The sequence below is a fragment of the Fontivita pretiosa genome (assembly GCF_050410795.1).
In the GTDB taxonomy this organism is placed as follows: Bacteria; Planctomycetota; Phycisphaerae; order Tepidisphaerales; family Tepidisphaeraceae; genus Fontivita; species Fontivita pretiosa.
In genome coordinates this window covers 1,189,262-1,206,891 of record NZ_CP191258.1, presented here as the reverse complement: position 1 = coordinate 1,206,891, position 17,630 = coordinate 1,189,262, and the positions used below count along the sequence as shown (strand labels likewise).

At 62.5% G+C, this 17,630-nt stretch carries 15 protein-coding genes, 1 tRNA gene and 1 CRISPR repeat array; of the genes, 14 read left to right on the top strand and 2 right to left on the bottom strand.

What is annotated here, in order from left to right; all coding sequences use genetic code 11:
• Positions 1 to 564: 564 nt before the first annotated feature.
• The 13 genes from ACQS5P_RS04890 to cas2e are packed head-to-tail and all read left to right on the top strand — an operon-like array spanning position 565 to position 12,954.
• Positions 565 to 1,989 (top strand): type I-E CRISPR-associated protein Cse1/CasA, encoded by a 1,425-nt coding sequence (locus tag ACQS5P_RS04890; protein WP_428939784.1) that lies wholly within the window; start codon positions 565 to 567, stop codon positions 1,987 to 1,989.
• Entirely contained in the window at positions 1,986 to 2,582 is a 597-nt protein-coding gene (locus ACQS5P_RS04885; protein WP_428939783.1) for a type I-E CRISPR-associated protein Cse2/CasB, read from the top strand. Before ACQS5P_RS04890 ends, ACQS5P_RS04885 begins: the two co-directional genes overlap by 4 nt.
• Positions 2,572 to 4,350, top strand: coding sequence for a type I-E CRISPR-associated protein Cas7/Cse4/CasC (locus tag ACQS5P_RS04880; protein WP_428939782.1), 1,779 nt, complete (start codon positions 2,572 to 2,574; stop codon positions 4,348 to 4,350). The genes ACQS5P_RS04885 and ACQS5P_RS04880 overlap by 11 nt, the downstream gene beginning before the upstream one ends.
• 2 nt (positions 4,351 to 4,352) lie before the next feature.
• Positions 4,353 to 5,471 carry a type I-E CRISPR-associated protein Cas5/CasD gene (gene cas5e, locus ACQS5P_RS04875; protein WP_428939781.1) on the top strand — a complete coding sequence of 373 codons (1,119 nt, stop codon included), beginning with the start codon at positions 4,353 to 4,355 and terminating at the stop codon, positions 5,469 to 5,471.
• Entirely contained in the window at positions 5,468 to 6,295 is an 828-nt protein-coding gene (gene cas6e / locus ACQS5P_RS04870; RefSeq protein ID WP_428939780.1) for a type I-E CRISPR-associated protein Cas6/Cse3/CasE, read from the top strand. The genes cas5e and cas6e (ACQS5P_RS04870) overlap by 4 nt, the downstream gene beginning before the upstream one ends.
• Positions 6,292 to 7,716, top strand: a complete 1,425-nt coding sequence (locus ACQS5P_RS04865) for a Cas10/Cmr2 second palm domain-containing protein (RefSeq protein WP_428939779.1) — start codon at positions 6,292 to 6,294, stop codon at positions 7,714 to 7,716. Before cas6e (ACQS5P_RS04870) ends, ACQS5P_RS04865 begins: the two co-directional genes overlap by 4 nt.
• Positions 7,713 to 8,144 carry a type III-A CRISPR-associated protein Csm2 gene (csm2, locus tag ACQS5P_RS04860; protein ID WP_428939778.1) on the top strand — a complete coding sequence of 144 codons (432 nt, stop codon included), beginning with the start codon at positions 7,713 to 7,715 and terminating at the stop codon, positions 8,142 to 8,144. Before ACQS5P_RS04865 ends, csm2 begins: the two co-directional genes overlap by 4 nt.
• Before the next feature lie 6 nt (positions 8,145 to 8,150).
• On the top strand, positions 8,151 to 8,849 hold the full coding sequence (gene csm3 / locus ACQS5P_RS04855) for a type III-A CRISPR-associated RAMP protein Csm3 (RefSeq protein WP_428939777.1): 699 nt from the start codon (positions 8,151 to 8,153) through the stop codon (positions 8,847 to 8,849).
• A 6-nt stretch (positions 8,850 to 8,855) separates the two neighbouring features.
• Positions 8,856 to 9,728, top strand: a complete 873-nt coding sequence (locus tag ACQS5P_RS04850) for a hypothetical protein (RefSeq protein WP_428939776.1) — start codon at positions 8,856 to 8,858, stop codon at positions 9,726 to 9,728.
• On the top strand, positions 9,721 to 10,974 hold the full coding sequence (locus ACQS5P_RS04845) for a TIGR02710 family CRISPR-associated CARF protein (RefSeq protein ID WP_428940991.1): 1,254 nt from the start codon (positions 9,721 to 9,723) through the stop codon (positions 10,972 to 10,974). Before ACQS5P_RS04850 ends, ACQS5P_RS04845 begins: the two co-directional genes overlap by 8 nt.
• Complete coding sequence (cas6e, locus tag ACQS5P_RS04840) at positions 10,971 to 11,624, top strand: type I-E CRISPR-associated protein Cas6/Cse3/CasE (protein ID WP_428939775.1); 654 nt, start codon at positions 10,971 to 10,973, stop codon at positions 11,622 to 11,624. Before ACQS5P_RS04845 ends, cas6e (ACQS5P_RS04840) begins: the two co-directional genes overlap by 4 nt.
• A gap of 56 nt (positions 11,625 to 11,680) precedes the next feature.
• On the top strand, positions 11,681 to 12,655 hold the full coding sequence (gene cas1e / locus ACQS5P_RS04835; protein ID WP_428939774.1) for a type I-E CRISPR-associated endonuclease Cas1e: 975 nt from the start codon (positions 11,681 to 11,683) through the stop codon (positions 12,653 to 12,655).
• Positions 12,656 to 12,672: 17 nt separating this feature from the next.
• Entirely contained in the window at positions 12,673 to 12,954 is a 282-nt protein-coding gene (gene cas2e, locus ACQS5P_RS04830) for a type I-E CRISPR-associated endoribonuclease Cas2e (RefSeq protein ID WP_428939773.1), read from the top strand.
• A gap of 9 nt (positions 12,955 to 12,963) precedes the next feature.
• Positions 12,964 to 15,128: direct repeats of the CRISPR family, unit length 29 nt; unit sequence GTCTTCCCCACACATGTGGGGGTGAACCG.
• A 551-nt stretch (positions 15,129 to 15,679) separates the two neighbouring features.
• Here the strand turns inward: cas2e and ACQS5P_RS04825 are convergent.
• Together ACQS5P_RS04825 and ACQS5P_RS04820 are read right to left on the bottom strand one after the other, a co-directional pair.
• A tRNA-Arg gene (locus tag ACQS5P_RS04825) sits at positions 15,680 to 15,753 on the bottom strand.
• 30 nt (positions 15,754 to 15,783) lie between these two features.
• Positions 15,784 to 16,320, bottom strand: coding sequence for a PEGA domain-containing protein (locus tag ACQS5P_RS04820; RefSeq protein WP_428939772.1), 537 nt, complete (start codon positions 16,318 to 16,320; stop codon positions 15,784 to 15,786).
• A gap of 38 nt (positions 16,321 to 16,358) precedes the next feature.
• Here ACQS5P_RS04820 and ACQS5P_RS04815 point away from each other — a divergent pair, with 38 nt between their 5' ends.
• On the top strand, positions 16,359 to 17,615 hold the full coding sequence (locus ACQS5P_RS04815; protein WP_428939771.1) for a metallophosphoesterase: 1,257 nt from the start codon (positions 16,359 to 16,361) through the stop codon (positions 17,613 to 17,615).
• Positions 17,616 to 17,630 lie beyond the last annotated feature (15 nt).

The following is a 17,630-nucleotide window of genomic DNA, read 5'->3' as shown; positions in this document are numbered from 1 at the left end:
GGAAAAAGAACACGTCATTGGTGACCGTTGCGCTGGCCGCCGTATGGGGATTGGCTTCGTACTGCTGCCGGTCGGAGCAAGACCCCAAACAGTTGGAGTGAGGCCAGCCGCGCCACGACGCTGGCCGACAATAGTACCACAACTCCGGGCAGAGCTCAGATTGCACGCCAGCAGGCTCGGAACCCTCTCGTGCCGCGCTCGGCTCGGCAGAGTCAGATCGGCATGATGCCACTCTGGCACGACATGGGGCGATCAGCCACCTCTCTCGCGGGGAACATCGCAGATCGTCCGCGCCTCGAGTGGCGATCTTGAGAAGTGCTGTTGTTGATTGTTCGCCGTTCTTATTGGTGTTGCGCCGATGACGCAATAGAATGTGGATTATGCCGCACGTCTGAAGGCTGGCGGCACAATTGATTCAGCGCAGGGGCCTTGGGGCGGAACGTTGATTCACCGGCCTGGTCCGCTCACGTTACTCTTCGTGACGCTTGGGGGGTGTTCCCAGGGGAACGGTCGTCCAGCGGTGGGCCAGGGTCGCCTGTCTTTGACACTTCCGTCGGTGAAAGAATGACGGACAGCTTCAATTTGGTGAAGGATGAGTGGATACCGGTCCTGTACTGCGACGGACGATTCGCGCGCGTGGGGATGCGAACGGCGCTGAGCGAGGCCGGGAAGATCCGCCAGATCGCCGCGTCCAATCCGATGGACAACGTGGCCCTGCTGCGATTCCTGCTGGCGGTGCTGCTGTGGTGCAAGGGGGATCTGCGCGACGAGGACCACAAGCGGCTGGAGGGGGGTGACGGCATTCCGGATGAATGGCTCAAGGAGCTGGATACACACAAAGAGAAGTTCAATCTGCTCGGTGAGGGCGAGCGGTTCTATCAGGACCGGTCATTGAAAGGCAAAGAACCTCGCCCGGTTGCCGATCTGCTGGTCGAGTTCCCCGGCGAAGACTCGGTCAACCACATGCGCCACGTCGTACATGGCACGTATGGGTTCTGCCCGGCGTGCTGCGCCTTGGGCATTCTGCGGCTCTCGGTGTGGGCTCCGGCGAACAAATACTACCCGGCATCGGTCAACCCGGCGTCTGCGGCCTATGCGGTTGTTCAGGAGCGCAACCTGCTGCTCACGGTTCTTGCCAATCTGCCGGCGCCACCTGCACAGCCTGAGCAGGCGCCCTGGTTGATTGCCGACCCACCGGCTTCGCCGGGCGCTGTGGCTAACCTGGCGTGGCGGCCGCGCAAGCTTTGGTTGGATGTCGCACCCGACCCAGGCCCTTGCGCAAATTGCGGTGTAGCCAGCGTGCTGGTCAGCGGCGTATGCACTGAACGCGGCTGGCCGACGCCAACAACTGCAGGCCGGGTGAAGAAGTACTGGGCGGACGATCCTCATCTTTTGAAAGATGGCGAGCCGATCTCACTTCCAGGATTGGGAGCAAGCGCCGCCGCTCACGCATCGGCATTGTGGCGGCACGGGCTCCGCCTGCGTGGCGCCGCGGCGGGCAAAGTCATCGCGATCGGCCCTGTCGTCAACAAGTTCTCCTTTCAGGACGCCACTTCCGTTTACGTGCCGAATGCGTGTGCTCAGGCACGAGCTACGCTCACCGATGATTGCCGGAACAAGTTGCGCGATCTGCGAAAGCAGATTACGCCGAACCCGGACCGCCAGCATCCTGAGATCCAAGTGGCCCTCATCCTGATGACACCGGACATGGAATCGCGGATTCTCGCTGCGCTGAAGAATCCAAACCCAACCACAGACGACGGAACCTTTCTAACCGAAACCTATCAGCCGCTGGTCGATCAGGTCGTTGCCTCCACGGTCTGTGGCTCGCCTCTGCGCCGGCGCGCCGCGATGAGTGCCGGACAAGCCCTGCTCGACAAGACGATCCGGCAACTGGTGGACAAGGCAAATCCCTCGTCCACGCCAGCAGGCGGGACAGCTCCCGCCAAGCCTGAACGCGGCGGAAGGAAGCAAGGGGGCGGAGCTTGAGCCAGACCCTCGCATTCATCAATCGCCTGCAAGCCCTCAAGGAAGGCGAGCGATCGCGCCTTCGCCGACTCGCCGGGCAGCCACTGGACAAAACGCTCGAAGGCTTTGATTTGTTCTCCGGCCTGTGGTGGCCGTTGCGGCAGGCGAGTCCCGTTGCGCCGCGGCGGGAAACGAGCTGGCTGATCGCCAAGCTCCATGGAGACTTTGGCTCATCGGTGCCGCACGTCCGGCCCACCGATGGTCACGGCCCGGTCCTTGCCGCGGTCCTGGGCCTGTGCGAGCCGCAGGATCCTCCGGAGTTCAAGGGCCGTGATCGTTTCCGCATCCGCTTCGACACAATCCTCTGCTCATCCCTGTCCAATATCGAGATGCCCCTGCGCTGGGCGCTGGACCAGATCGCCCGCGCCGTCGCCGGACGCATTTCCCACGAGCGGGGCGTGAGGGGAATCGACTGGGCGCAACTGCTGGATGACCTGTCCATCTGGGACCGTAGCGAAGAGCACCGCCGCCACCGCGACATCCGCGACCTCTGGGCGGAGCAGTATCTGAATCCAACCGACCATCAAGCGCAAGGAGCCGGCCATGCTGATTGAGATTCACGTGATCCAGAATCACAGTCCGTCCAACCTCAACAGCGACGATCTGGGCGCGCCCAAGACCTGTATCTTCGGCGGCGTCACCCGCGCCCGCATCTCCAGCCAGTGCCTCAAACGAAGCATCCGCAATCCCGGCAATCCGGAGGATGTTCACAATCGGGGTCCGGGCATCTTCGCTCAAGCAATGGCCGCGCACATCGGCATCCGAACCAAGCTCTTTCCGTGGCTCGTCGGGCAGAAGTTGAAAAAGACCAGCATTCCGGAAGACGAACACGCACGCATCATCATGGCCGCCCAGCGGATCGCCACAGCGAAAGAAAAGGAGCAGAAGAAATCTAAGGACGACACTGCGGACAATCGACCCAAGACACCGCAGTTGATCTCGTTCGGACCCGAAGACGCCAGGCGGTTCGTGGAAACGCTGGTCGAACTCCGCAAACCCGAGAACGGCAAGGGCGACACGAACGAGCGTTACGCATACTTCCTGAATCCACGGGTGGGCTTCGAGGAAATGGTGCGCGCATATCTCGATGATTCGGGCTTGGATGACAAAATTATAGACAAGATCGTGAAAGCTTCGTGGGTCATCGCCAAGTGCAGGATGTCACAACTCCCGAAGGATGACGAGAGCGAGTCCAGTTCAACCGAGACTCCACAAGACGTCCCGTCCGAGAGTCCCGGTGGTGCCGGGGAAAAGCAGCCCGGGCCTGTCGAAGCCGAGCGCATTGCCGCGGTGCTGAGGGAGCTTTCCAGCACGGATGAGAAGGAATTCAAGAAGCTGACAAAGAAAGCCACTGCGGAAGAGCAAAAGCAGGTGAAGGAAGATGCCCCTAAGAAGCCAGACAAGTACAAGGACTTTATGGAGGCGCTCAGGGAAACGCTCAGGTGCAACGCCATCGACATCGCGCTCTTCGGGCGCATGACCACGTCGGATGCCTTCGAGGACGTGGAGGCGGCCATGCAGGTCGCCCACGCCATTTCCACGCACGCCGTCATCAACGAGGTGGATTACTTCACCGCCGTTGATGACCTGGGCAAGGCTGGGGGCGGCGCGGGGCACGTCGATGAGGCCATGTTCAATTCCGCCTGCTTTTACAAGTACTTCTGCCTCGACTGGGACCAGTTGGTGAAGAACCTGGCCGGGCCTCAACCTGACAAGGACAAGGACGCTGCGGCGCACAAGCGGTGGAAAGACGAGATCGAGCCACAAGCCAGCCGCCTTGCCGCCTGCGCGTTAGGTCACTTCATCCGCGCCGCAGCCATGACCACCCCCAGCGGCAAGCAGAACTCCTTCGCCTCGCACACTGAGCCGTGCGGCATCCTCGTGGAGATCAAGAGGAACGGCAAGCACCCAACCAACTACGCCAATGCCTTCGCCGAGCCAGTCGAGCGGATCGGCAAGCCTGATGACGACGCCGCCGACGAAAAGAGCATCGAAGGGCGCAGCGTCGCGTGTCTGGCTGATCATGTCCGGGCCATCCGTCAGGCATATGGCATCGACTCGACGTTGCTCTGGTACAGCCCAAAACTCTGGCGTTTTCCGTTGCAGTACTGGGAACGGGACGAAAATGGCAAGAGGCAGCACAAAGAGATCCTGACAGACAAACGCTACAGCGCCCTCGGCGGTAACGATGATGGAAAAGCGGGGCTTGTCGAGGCCGTCATCGAGGAACTGCAGCTCGGCTTCAAGTGGTCTGAGGTGATGAACATCGGTAAAACGGAGCTGGCGACAGCATCGCCCACGCCATCCGCGGTGGGGGCCTGACCATGGGCCAACCCAATACCCTTTTCCTTCGTTTGGAAGGTCCGCTCCAGTCCTGGGGTGATCCATCCAAGTTCGTCATCCGACGCAGCATGGACGCGCCGACCAAGTCTGGCGTGCTCGGACTGCTCTGCTGTGCGATGGGACTGTCGCGCCCGGCAGCGCGCCAGAAACTGCCGGAGCTGAACAAACTGGTGATGGGCGTTCGCATCGACCGGCCGGGCGTGCGCTGGTGGGACTATCACACCGTCGGCGCCGGCATCGGCATGACGACGGCGGCAGGCAACGTGAAAACCGGCGCGCAGGGCACGCTCATCACCCGCCGGGAATACCTCGCCGACGCCAGCTTTCTGGTCGTGCTGCAAGGAGAACCGACGATAATCGAGAAGCTTGCCGCCGCGCTGCGGTCGCCGACTTGGCCGCTGTACCTGGGGCGCAGGTCTTGTCCGCCATCGGTGCCCGTGTTTACCCAGCCGCGCAAAGACCGTAATGAGCCGTGGGCCAACCCAATGGCGCTTGCAGGCGATCTGAAGGCGGCGCTTCAAGCCGTGCCGTGGTATCCGCGCTATGACGACGATCGGCGGCCGGATTCGTTGGATTGCATCATCGAGTGGCGGGCGACGGCTGCCAAGCCGGTCGCGCGGCCCGAAGCCGAGGTCTGGTACGATGCGCCGTTTTCGTTCGATCCGCCGGTGCATCATCCGCGACTGGTCATGCGTGATTCGATCACGGTGGACGTTGGCGAGGCGCTCCAGCAGCGCACCCCGCCTCCGCCAAGGCCGCGCGCGGACTACAAAAACAGGGAGTACGAGGCCGCCCGCACGCAACGCCTCGAATCCGATCACGGCCTGTGCGTCTTCTGCAAGACCCCCGCGACGACGGTGCAGCACGTGACCTATCGCCGCGCCGGGGGCGATGAGACTCAGGACGATTTGCGATCGCTGTGCCGTCTCTGTCATGACGCGGTGACCATGATCGAATATGGGCTTGGGATGGGTCTGGACCGAATCAATCCAGAAGATCCGCAGTGGCGCGATCGGATCGTCACCAAGCGACAGGAGATCATTCAGTTCCGTTCGCTGGAAACTCGCCGCCGGCGACTGGAGGCGCAGGAGGTGGAATGATGTACCTCTCGACGCTTCTGATCAATGTAGGAGACAATCCCGACCGCCCGCGACCGGGGCGGCTGTGGCTGCGCAACCTCTACCGCGTCCATCAGCGCTTGTGCATGGCGTTTCCCTCATCGCAGCGCCGGCAGGACGACCCGATGTTCCTCAAGCCATATGCGCCCGGCGATTTCGCTCCCGGCCATGTGCATGTTCCGCGCCAGCCCACTCAGGGCTTCCTCTACTACATTGATCCGAGACCCGCCGGCCGAGTCGTGATCATTGTCCTTTCGGCGATTCGTCCGGACTGGGATTACGCCTTTCACAACGCGCGGCACCTTCTGGCTGCTCCGCCGTCCGGGCCCCGACCCCTTAAGCTCGATATCCGGCCCGGCGCCCGGTTTGAATTCAGACTCCTGGCGAATCCGACCAGACGCCCGCCTCTGACCAAAGAACAGTGGAAGAAAAAGAAGCTGGCGGGAGAGCACGTCAAACGCCCGCGGCAGCAGTTGACATGGAGTCCTGGCGAGGACCCGAAAAAGGTCCTTGGGCAATGGCTACAGGCCCGTGCCAAACGCGCCGGGTTCAAACTGGTCGATGATAAGCTGCGGATTTCCCGCGTCGGGTATGTCTACATACGTAAGGGCAGCCCCGACGACAAGAGCCAGCGTCTGCGTTCCGTGCTGTACGAGGGACTTCTGGAGGTCACAGACCGGGACAGGTTTTGGCGTGCCCTCCAATCCGGGATCGGCCCGGCCAAGGCCTTTGGCTTCGGTCTGCTCTCTATTGCGCCGGCGCCATCGCACCGCCTGAACGATGAATACCGGAGGCAGGCACCATGATGTTCGGACTGGCCCTTTCCGGGCTTCAGGATTTCATCTACGAGCTGCCCGACACCTGGGCCGCCAGGCGGCTGCGAATACGTTCAGCGATCCTGACCCTGGTGCCAGCGGTGATCGGTTTACGGCTTGTTCAGCGAGACCCCACTGCAACGATTCATTATCTCGGCGGGGGCAAGCTGCTGGCCAGCGGCACAGAGGCGGCAGCGAAGGCCCTGGAACGTGAACTTCAACAGATCTACTCGTGGTTAACTGGCGCCTCTGGCGGCAGGCTCGGAATGTACTGGGCAAGCTCCGATGGCAATCAGGGGACGGCTGCTGATCTTCGATCTCTGCTGGAATCGCTTGCTCAGGCAAAGTGGAAATCGGGAAGGACCGACAGGGGCTTTGACAAAGCGGGGATCCGTGAAACCGACACCAGTTCCGGCCTTGGCGATCAGGAATGGGAGAGCGAACGTGGAGCGGAGCTGGCCCGGGACCACAGCATCCGCGGCTTTGTCCTTGGCAATTCCGGATGGACAATCGGGAACCTTCGCGTGCGGCCGGTTGCCGATGATCCTGAAATCGGCTTGGCGGGCAGGGCCACGGCACGAGTCAATGTGTCGATCCCGCTGTACGCGCCGCGCGACACCGACGGGAGTGTCGCGGAGCTGTTCAAGCTGGCCGAGGAAGCGCAAGGCGCGCCATATCTGGCCATTCTTAAGCTCGATGGTGATCGAATCGGCGCACTGCTGGGGCAGAGCCTGCTCGAAGACCCATCAGGCAACACCTATCGGCGAACCAGCGGGAAACTGAGTCAATTCTTCGGCCAGGACGTTCCCGCGATGCTCGAGAAACAATACGACCGCGTCTATCTGGTCTATTCCGGCGGCGATGATCTGGTCGCCACCGGGCATTTCGACATGATCCTGCGCGCCGCGCGGGCCATTCAGCAGGCATACGCCAGGCTGGAACTGGGCACCGTTTCGGCTGGCGTCAGCTTCTACACCCGCAACTCGCCCATTCTCAAAGCTGTGGAGGCCGCAGATGCGGAACTGGAAAACGCCAAAGCGATCCGCGATGCAATCAGCATTGGAGGATGCCGGCTGACGTGGAGCGCATTCGATCAACTGCTTGTGCATGTGGACGGCTTGACATCGGCGATTCAAAACCAGCAGATCAATCGGGGGGCGATTCAGCTCCTGCGTCGCCTCGGAGAGCCCTGGCTGAATGAACGCACCGGCGACGCTGCGGCTCAACGTTGGCGATCGATTCCGCAATTACACTACCTGCGCTCTCGCCGCGACTGGAAGGAACAGAATTGGGACCCGAACCTGCGAGCGCTTTTTGATGCGCTGTGCAGCGGCGATCACTTGTGGCCGCAAGCGTCGCTCATCGGGACGCTGGCGGGATGGAAAACCAAGTCAAGACAGGAGGAGCCATGACGTACAACCAGCGGCAACCCACGGGCGGGGGCGGCGTACGCCCTCGCGCCCAGGAATCGCAACTCACGCACACGGCGATGACTCAATACTACGACCCGCAAGGCCATTTGAGGCGCGAGGTCTTCATTGATTGGCCGCAATATCTGGCGCGAATCCTGAACGTCAGTCGAAGCAATCTCCGTCGCACGTTCGACCATGTGGCCGCGCTGCGATTCAGAATCCAGATGGGCGAGTCAGCCGACAGCGTCCTCAAACCCGGCATCCCGCAGCTCCATCGCTTCGCCCAGTATCAGTGGGGCCGGAAGGTGATCGGAGACGAAACCAGAAACTTCATCCAGTGCCATTGCAACGCAGTGGGATATGACAAGGCCAAATTCGAAGGCTTCTATCAGCTCTTTCAGAGCGTGATGGCCTACCTTCCGAGGTAACAGCACATGAAGCAACTGCTCAAACATGTTGAAGTCAAAGGCGTGCTTCGCGCGGTGACGGGCGTGCGGATCGGCGCGGGCGGAGCCAGCATCGAGATTGGCGGATTGGACAATCCGATCCTCAGGCATCCGGAAACGCGCGTGCCCTACATCCCCGGGTCGTCTCTGAAGGGCAAGCTGCGAAGCCTCCTGGAAGTTTCAGGCTACAAGTCAGGTGGCAGGCAGGCGCCGCAATCACAGGGCGGCCCATGCACCTGCAATCAATGTGTCGTCTGCTGGCTGTTTGGCTGCGGTGACGCAAGAAAGACGTCAGAACCCACCCGCCTCATCTTCCGCGACTGCCCGATCCTCAAGACCGACGAATCGCGGATGAAGGAACTTCTCAAGGAAGGTGTGTTCTACAGCGAGGTCAAGGCCGAAGTGGTCATGGACCGAGCTAAAGGCACGGTTGCCGGGGCTGGACCTCGCAACATGGACCGGATTATGGCCGGCACCGGACTCGATTTTCGTCTGACTGTCCGGGTTTTGCAGGGTGACGACGAAGCCCAGATGAAGGCGGCGATCCTCCATGCCTTTCGGCTTCTGGAAAAGGAAGGCCTTGGCGGCTCGGTCAGCCGAGGGTATGGACAGGTTCGCTTCGAGAACCTGACGTGGGACGGCGTCGATGTGGATCGAGAGCTTCACACAGAACCAGCCAGGGTGTGAATCGCCATGCAATCTTACCTCGTCCGCTTCGAATGCCGTTCGCCTTATCTGACTCCGTGGCGAAGCTGCACGGTGTGGGGACGACTCAGTTGGATTATCGCCAGCGGGGCCGTTGCGGGATGGAATATCCAGGACTGGATTGCGTTCCACAACGAAGGCGAGCACCTGCTGATCGTCGGTGACGGTCTGCCATACGACGCTATCCCGGTCCCGGCTGTCTTTCTGGCAAACGCCAGCGGACCGCACAAGCGACCCAAGACCCTTGCCTGGCCGCAGTGGCTGGAGCTCTGCCGGACAGGGGCGTGGCCGACCGACAGCTCCCGCCCACATCTCCCACACGAAGTTCAGCGCCAGCACGTCCGCATCAGCCGCGCTACCGGCACAGCGCTCGAAGGGCAGTTGCGGACGGAAAGAGGCCAGTGGCCATCAGAAGGGATCGCCATGGCAGTGCTGGTCGACGATGCCTTGGGCGCTGATGGTTTTCGCAAGATGCTCGACGTGCTGTGCGCTGAAGGCTGGGGCTACGGGCGAAGCTACGGTTACGGGCACATCGAATTGCGCAGCATCGAACCGCTGAGTCGGCCTGCTCCCACCGGATACGTCGCGACGATGGGACACTGTCACCCGACGGATAACCTGCCCCAGCAGGGCTGGTGGCGATGGAGCGGCGTGCCGGTTCTGGCCCATGATCCGGCCACGCGCCGCGCGATTCTGCCCCATCGGTTCACCACGATGCTGGCTCCGGGCGCGACATTTGCCACCGATCAAATCTATCTGGGGCAGACTCTTGAAACTGAAATCGGACCGATCAGGAATTACCTGCACGCGGGCATCGTGCCGACATGGCCGGTGCATTATTCGGAGGCGACAGATGCCTAAGGGACTGCTGCTCACCGTCGGTGCCAGCGCCGAATCGGAGATCTTCTGCATCCGAAAAGTCGCTCCCGAGTGGGTCGCGTTTCTATGCACTGAAGGGTCGCGCAAGACGCTGGACCGCATCGTCAACGAAACCGGCCTGAAGCCCAGTCAGTACCACGTCCTGGAGGTCCCGGATACTCCCACCTCCACGGGAGCACTCGTAATGAAAGCGCACGAAGCCTGCCGCTGGCTGGAGGAGCGTTGCGGCTCCCAGGCCGACATCACGATCAATCCAACGGCCGGGCGGAAGTGGATGAGCATGGCACTGGGACTGTTCGGGTCGCGCACCGCTGCCCACCAGGTATATGTCGAGGTCAAATTCTCCAACGGCAAACCAGACCCCGGCACCATGGAGCTGGTCGATCTGGGCAATGCTCAGGATCACACCGGCCTGCTGGACGCCGAACCCGCAGTGGCCCTGTTCAATCGAAATGATTTCGCCGGCGCAGCCAGTTTGTTCGAGCGGATTCAGCCGCTGGACGCCCGCGCCCGTGAATTGTACAGGGGGCTGACAGGTATCGCCCATGCGCTGCACCGATGGGATCGGTTTGAGCATTACGCCGATGCATCCACCGTTTCCAAAGAGGGTGCATCGAGCCTTGCCTTTTTGAAGGATGCCGCACGCGAGCTTCAGTTGCAGCAGCTTGGCAGGTTTGTCGCGCAACTGGAACGATTGTTGGATCGAATCCGCGAGGTCGAAGTCTCCTCTAAGCCGAGCTTGGCTGCGGTCGTAGACTTGGTCCTCAACGCCCGCCGTCGGATCACTGCTTCCCGGCTGGACGACGGAGTCGCGCGGCTGTACCGCGCCCTGGAGGCCACCGCTCAAGTCCTTCTAAAGCAGAACGGGATCGACGCTTCCAGGGTGGACTGGACCCGGATTCCTCAAGAGGCGAAACAGAAACTTTCCGCGCAGTGGAGCGTTGCCCCCGACGGTCAACTGCCTGAAAAGCTCGGCCTGGTCCAGGCGTTCGAGCTGGCCCGGGCACTGAGCATTCCCGGCGTCGAGCGATTCTTCAACCAGCAGGCACGGTTCTGCTACGAAAAGCACCTCAGTACTCGAAATGAGTCCATCCTTGCCCATGGCTGGAAGACGCTGGACGAGAGCCGCGCCTGCAAATTTGCCGACCAATTGCAGGCCGATCTGGAGCAGTTGGGCGCAGACTTCCGTGGCTGGACGATTCCGGAAATGCCGAGGTTGTGGTCATGAACGACAGGCCGCCGCTGTATATCTCCGCCATCCGTGTTCCCGCCGACAGCGAATTCGCCGCAACGGCCTGGTGGGATTACTACCGCCTGCATCAGCTTGTCTGTCGCGGCTTCGCCGACCGCCGCGCCCTGGCCGAAGCCCGCGTGTTGTTCCGCTGCGACATCGAAGGCGATTGGGCCTTTCTGTACGTCCAGTCCAGAACCAAACCCGACTGGTCGAAGCTGGAACCGCCGCTGAGCGATTGCGTGGCCGGTCCCACGGAGCTGCAACTGCCATCGCTGCAACCCGGCCTTCGGCTGCGATTCAGACTGCTGGCTCGCCCGTCCGTGCGCATCGGCGAGAAGTCCAGCCCCGATCGCGGCCGGCGCCTCACCCTCGAGCGCGAACCGGAGCAACGCCAGTGGCTCCAGCGCAAAGGCATGATCCACGGCTTTGAGGTCCACACCTGCACATTGACCGATCGCATCTGGCACGACACCAGGGCGGGGCACACGCTGCCCAACGGCCAGCTCCTGCCACTGCACGCCGTCCTGTTCGATGGCGTGCTCTCGGTTGTCGATCCGGACAAGTTGTGGCATGCGATCCGCAACGGTATCGGCCCACAAAAAGCGTTCGGCTTCGGGCTGCTCTCCGTGGCGCCTCTGGCATAGTCGCCGATGCGCAGCGATCTCAAGCCCGCGCTCTTTGACAACCGAATATCACCCATGTGCCCCCACGTCAGGTTAATCTCCAGGAGCTGCCCCGCTTCGACGACAAGCTCACGTACTTCTACGCCGAGCACGCCGTCGTCGATCAGGAAGACAGGGCGCTGGCCGTCCACCGGGCCGATACAACCGTCTCGGTCCCGGTGGCGGCCCTGGCGGTGCTGATCCTGGGGCCGGGCACCAGTATCACCCACGCCGCGATCAAAACCGCCGCCGACAACAACTGCCTGCTGATCTGGGCCGGCGAGCACGCCGTCCGCTTCTATGCCCAGGGCACCGGCGGCACACGCTCCAGCCGAAACCTGCTCCGCCAGGCACAGCTTGTCTGCAATCCCTTCACCCGCCTTCAGGTCGTCGTCCGCATGTACCGCATGCGCTTCGACGAGCCGATCGATGAATCGCTTACGCTTCAGCAGCTTCGCGGAAAGGAAGGCGCGCGCGTCCGCGATGCCTACGCCAAAGCCGCCGCCGCCCATGGCATCGACTGGCACGGACGAACCTGGAACCGCAATCAGTGGGACGCCTCCGACCCCGTCAACCGCGCCCTCTCCGCCGCCAATGCCTGCCTCTACGGGCTTTGCCATGCCGCCATCCTTGCCGCAGGCTATTCCCCGGCCCTGGGGTTTATCCACACCGGCAAGCAGCTCTCGTTCGTCTACGACATCGCCGACCTGTACAAGGTCGACTTCATCATTCCCCTGGCGTTCTCCATTGCCAAACAAAACCCCACAGACCTGGACCGGGCGGTTCGCCTGGCCTGCCGCGATCGCTTCCGCGAGGGCAAGCTCAACCAGCGCATCCTGCCCGACATCGCCCAACTGCTGGATGTTCCGCCCGGAGAGGATCAGCAGCAGGACGCGTATGCCGACGATGCCGCGGCGCCGGCCGACTGGTGGACCCCGCCGGGCATCGGCGCCGATGTGCCCATCGGTCAGATCCTGGCCATGAAGCCCGGCACCATCACGGGAGGAAGCTAGACCGCGGAGTTGCACCAATGGTCGTGTTCATTCTCCATCGCGTTTCGCCTTCTTTGCGGGGTGAGCTGACCCGCTGGCTGATCCAGGCCGACACCAACGTGTTCGTGGGCACATTATCGGCCCGTGTACGCGACATGTTGTGGCAGCGGGTGCAGCGCTCCCTGAAGGATGGGGCGGCGCTGCTGATCTATCCCGCGCCTAACGAACAGGGTTTTACCATTTTAACAAGCGGACGGACGCGAAAGGTCATCGAAGACTTCGAGGGCCTCCTGCTGGCAAAAACGCCCCCGGCGCGGTAAAAACCCAGTGTCTTCCCCACACATGTGGGGGTGAACCGTCGTCCGGCGTGGTCTGGATATTGGTTCCGGGGTCTTCCCCACACATGTGGGGGTGAACCGCAGCTCCGCCGGTTCCGTTGCCGTCGACCAGCGTCTTCCCCACACATGTGGGGGTGAACCGGATCGATGTGATCCCGTCGAGCATTCCGGCGCCGTCTTCCCCACACATGTGGGGGTGAACCGTTCTATGCGTCGGATCCGGTCGTGACGGAGCGTCTTCCCCACACATGTGGGGGTGAACCTCCGAATATTCACCACTCGCGTCATAGTCGCGGGTCTTCCCCACACATGTGGGGGTGAACCGCATGAGCATCCTTATCCGCGCGCCACTTTTCAGTCTTCCCCACACATGTGGGGGTGAACCGTTCGCAAATTGAGGAATCGCGGCAAAATGCCAGTCTTCCCCACACATGTGGGGGTGAACCGCGTAATCGCTTCAATTGGCCGAATTGCAGCAGCGTCTTCCCCACACATGTGGGGGTGAACCGAAGCGGCCCGGCTGGAGGCAGAGGAACAGCACGTCTTCCCCACACATGTGGGGGTGAACCGTTCATCCACTGTTTCGGTTGGCATGTTATCTCGTCTTCCCCACACATGTGGGGGTGAACCGCACCACTTGCAGCCCCTCGTCGAGGCAGTGCCAGTCTTCCCCACACATGTGGGGGTGAACCGACCCAGTCCTGGGCCTCGGCCTCGACCGAATCGTCTTCCCCACACATGTGGGGGTGAACCGTCCTTGTCGTCCGCCGCGGTGATGCCCTTGCCGTCTTCCCCACACATGTGGGGGTGAACCAGGTGCCGGGGTGGCGGGCGGGCAGACAACTGAGTCTTCCCCACACATGTGGGGGTGAACCTGTCCACGCAGTCCGGCCAGACGTGCCGCAACCGTCTTCCCCACACATGTGGGGGTGAACCGCTTGGCCCGGGCGATGGCCCGCTCCACGACGTGTCTTCCCCACACATGTGGGGGTGAACCGCGGCAGGCAATCGACCTGCGGCGCGCGATGCTCTCTTCCCCACACATGTGGGGGTGAACCGGCAGTGGGGGCACTGGCCTGAAACAGACTGTGGTCTTCCCCACACATGTGGGGGTGAACCGCGGAAAACGGTGATCTCACGCCGCGGGAGGCCGTCTTCCCCACACATGTGGGGGTGAACCGCGGGAATCGTTCCGCAACCGCTTCGGGTTCACGTCTTCCCCACACATGTGGGGGTGAACCGAGGAATGGGTTCTGCAAGATGGGCCGATAAACGTCTTCCCCACACATGTGGGGGTGAACCGGGCGAGCCGGGCATTCATCAGATTTCGGACCCGTCTTCCCCACACATGTGGGGGTGAACCGATGGTTGATGGTTCAGCGTGCATGGTCATGGAGTCTTCCCCACACATGTGGGGGTGAACCGCTCCTTTCTTGTGCCTTGGCCCCCGTTTTCACGTCTTCCCCACACATGTGGGGGTGAACCTGACGGGGGCGGTATTAGCGTGACGACCGCTAAGTCTTCCCCACACATGTGGGGGTGAACCGCAGCCCCAGTGATTCGACTGTGAATCCGTCCAGTCTTCCCCACACATGTGGGGGTGAACCGCGATTGGTGCGGGGCGAATCGTGGCCGTCGAGTCTTCCCCACACATGTGGGGGTGAACCGGGGGGATGCCGGGAAAACCCCGGCGTGTGCTCGTCTTCCCCACACATGTGGGGGTGAACCGACCCGCCCGGTACCCACCCCGGCGGAAACCGGGTCTTCCCCACACATGTGGGGGTGAACCGGACCTGTGGGGCGTGAGCATGGCGCTGAAGAAGTCTTCCCCACACATGTGGGGGTGAACCGCATCTGCGCCAGCTCGTCATGGTTGGGCATGTGTCTTCCCCACACATGTGGGGGTGAACCGCCGGCAACGTTGCCATCTCTCGAAGCGGTCGAGTCTTCCCCACACATGTGGGGGTGAACCGATCCCGAGGGGCTGGCCCGCGCCGGAGCCGGTGTCTTCCCCACACATGTGGGGGTGAACCTGTAGATGCGACGCCCGTCATCGGCAATCCGCAGTCTTCCCCACACATGTGGGGGTGAACCCTTGCCATTGCGATACCATTCACGCGTGCCGTCGTCTTCCCCACACATGTGGGGGTGAACCGTCGTCAACCCGCCGGACGTGCCGCTTCCCGCCGACCCACTGGCCTTCGCCAGGTACGTGCGGAGTTGTGATTCGGCTCCGATTTATCCGGCATGCGCCAGAAGTATTGTGCATCGGGGCTTGTCGCTGGCCGGCTTCTGACCGGGAAGCGGCGCGTCACTTGGGCATTTCGGACTGGATGATGTGGGGTCTTACGGCGCCAAGGGGCCGATCTGCGCGGTCAGGATCGGGGCCGCTGTTCACCGAAGCTGCCCGAGCTTCGCCTGTAGCTGCTGGAAGTCTCCGAGCAGGCCGAGCATTGCGAGAAATATCCCGCGCACGTGGTCTGTGCCTGGCTGGGCAACAGCCGGGCGATCGCTCAGGAACACTATTTTCAGGTCACAGATGCACACTTCGCCAAGGCGGTGAAGCAACCGGCCCGGCCGCCGGCGCGTCGTAGAAAAAGGCACAGTATCCCGCCGACCCATGCCGCACCGCGCCGCATGGTGTGCCGCTTTTGGTCCCTGGCGCTGTAAAAAAACAGGCCTGACAGCACTTACGAGAGCAGGGGAGTACCCGCGACAGGAGTCGAACCTGTGACCTCCGGTTTAGGAAACCAGCGCTCTATCCAACTGAGCTACGCGGGCGGCTGATAAACAACAATATCGCGGTTTTGGTCAAGGCTCAAGCGTGGCGGATGTTGTGGCCGGGGCAGGGGGCCGGACGGCGGGCTGGGTGGTTGGTTGGGGTGTGTGTCGGCTGGACTGGAGCTGGGCGCGCATCGCCTGGGCGCGGGCCAGCAGAACCTGTGGGTCGGCGGGCTGGGTGCTGGCGGGCGTGAGCCTGTAGGTGATGGTTCGATGATCCTTGAGGCGAATCGGGCAGATCTCAGCGAGCAGGTCGATCGGGGGCCACTGCCACCAGGGTGCGATCAGCCGGGTTCGCGTTTGCAGCGTTTCATAGCCGTCCAGTCGGACCTGCACGTCGTACCAGCCGTACCAGGTGAAATCGCGTGTGAAAGGAGTCCGGCCGACTTCCTGATCGTTCATGTAGACCAGGGCAGCGGGCGGGTCGCTGTTGACGGTGATGGTTCGCTGTACGCCACAGCCGCTGGCGATGGCGAACAGCGTGGCGGTGATGCATGGGAAGTAGAGGCTGATCCGGCCTGGCCGCGGCGGGGACGGCGACGTGAAGCGGATCATGCGCTCGAGCATGAGCGGAGTATAAGCGGCTGGCCTATGATGGCAACGCAATGTCGTTCATTGTGACGTTGATCGTGGTGATGTTGGTATCGGATGCACTGTGGTGGTGGCTGGCGGACCGTGCGGTGTCGCCGCTGCGGCGTTCGGGGCTTTGGCGTGCGCTGCTGGGGGCATTCATGGCGGTGCAGGTGGGGTGTCTTGGGTGGATGCTGCTGGGGCGGGTGAGCGGGGATCGACCGGAGCAGTGGTTGCCGCGGTGGCTGGTGGCCAACGTGTATATCTGGCATTTTGTGGGGCTGCCGGTGGCGGCGGGGACGATGGGGTTGTGGGGTCTGTGGCGTGGTCTTGGGCTGGCGGGGCGGTGGTATGGCCGGCTTTCCACGGGCGCGGAAAAGACTCCCGACCCCTTAGAAAAGGGGTCGGGAGTCTTTTCGCAGCGGCTGTCGCGCCGGCAGTTCCTCCAGGGCGCGGTGGCGGCGACGCCGCCGGTGGTGGCGGCGGCGGCAACCGGCCGGGCCATGCCCCAGCTCAATGGCTTTCGCGTTCGGCGATTCCAGATCGCCTTGCCCCAGCTTCCGCCAGAACTGGAAGGACTGAGCATCGCCCATGTGAGCGATATTCACGTCGGGCGGTTTACCACGGGTCGGATTCTGCGGCGGATCGTGGACGTGACCAACGATCTTCGCGCCGACCTGGTGTTGCTGACCGGCGACCTGATCAACCACGCGCTGTCGGATTTGCCGGCCGGGCTGGACATGGTCCGCCGGATGGACGCGCGGTACGGCGTGTACATGTGCGAGGGGAATCATGATCTGATCGAGAGTCGTCGCGGCTTCGAGCAGGCGGTGAAGCAATCGGGCGTACCGTTGCTGATCAATGAATCGGTGATGCTGAGCATCCGCGGAGCGGCGGTGCAGTTGCTGGGGCTGCGCTGGGGTGCGTCGGGGCAGGCGGTTCATAGCCCACGGGCGCGCAGCGACGAGGCAATCGCCGATTCGATGCAGGTGCTGCTGAAGCAGCGAAGGCCCGAGGCGTTTGCGATCCTGCTGGCGCATCATCCTCACGCGTTCGATCCCGCCGCCGAGGCCGGCATCCCGCTGACACTCGCCGGGCACACGCATGGCGGGCAGCTCATGGCCACGCCGGGAATCGGCTTCGGGCCGTGGATGTTCCGCTACTGGTCGGGCTTGTACACCAGGTCTTCCAGCAGGCTGGTCGTGTCCAACGGCGTTGGCAACTGGTTTCCTCTGCGGGTCAATGCCCCGGCCGAGATCGTGCACCTGACGCTGCATCGAGCTGAGGCTTGAGGCACGCGCTGCCTG

Coding starts and splice junctions, on each gene's coding strand:
- cas6e (WP_428939775.1), top strand. CDS start 10,971: ATGAACGACAGGCCGCCGCTGTATATCTCCGCCATCCGTGTTCCCGCC.
- ACQS5P_RS04865 (WP_428939779.1), top strand. CDS start 6,292: ATGATGTTCGGACTGGCCCTTTCCGGGCTTCAGGATTTCATCTACGAG.
- cas6e (WP_428939780.1), top strand. CDS start 5,468: ATGATGTACCTCTCGACGCTTCTGATCAATGTAGGAGACAATCCCGAC.
- ACQS5P_RS04880 (WP_428939782.1), top strand. CDS start 2,572: ATGCTGATTGAGATTCACGTGATCCAGAATCACAGTCCGTCCAACCTC.
- csm3 (WP_428939777.1), top strand. CDS start 8,151: ATGAAGCAACTGCTCAAACATGTTGAAGTCAAAGGCGTGCTTCGCGCG.
- csm2 (WP_428939778.1), top strand. CDS start 7,713: ATGACGTACAACCAGCGGCAACCCACGGGCGGGGGCGGCGTACGCCCT.
- cas5e (WP_428939781.1), top strand. CDS start 4,353: ATGGGCCAACCCAATACCCTTTTCCTTCGTTTGGAAGGTCCGCTCCAG.
- ACQS5P_RS04815 (WP_428939771.1), top strand. CDS start 16,359: ATGTCGTTCATTGTGACGTTGATCGTGGTGATGTTGGTATCGGATGCA.
- ACQS5P_RS04850 (WP_428939776.1), top strand. CDS start 8,856: ATGCAATCTTACCTCGTCCGCTTCGAATGCCGTTCGCCTTATCTGACT.
- cas2e (WP_428939773.1), top strand. CDS start 12,673: ATGGTCGTGTTCATTCTCCATCGCGTTTCGCCTTCTTTGCGGGGTGAG.
- ACQS5P_RS04820 (WP_428939772.1), bottom strand. CDS start 16,320: ATGCTCGAGCGCATGATCCGCTTCACGTCGCCGTCCCCGCCGCGGCCA.
- ACQS5P_RS04890 (WP_428939784.1), top strand. CDS start 565: ATGACGGACAGCTTCAATTTGGTGAAGGATGAGTGGATACCGGTCCTG.
- ACQS5P_RS04845 (WP_428940991.1), top strand. CDS start 9,721: ATGCCTAAGGGACTGCTGCTCACCGTCGGTGCCAGCGCCGAATCGGAG.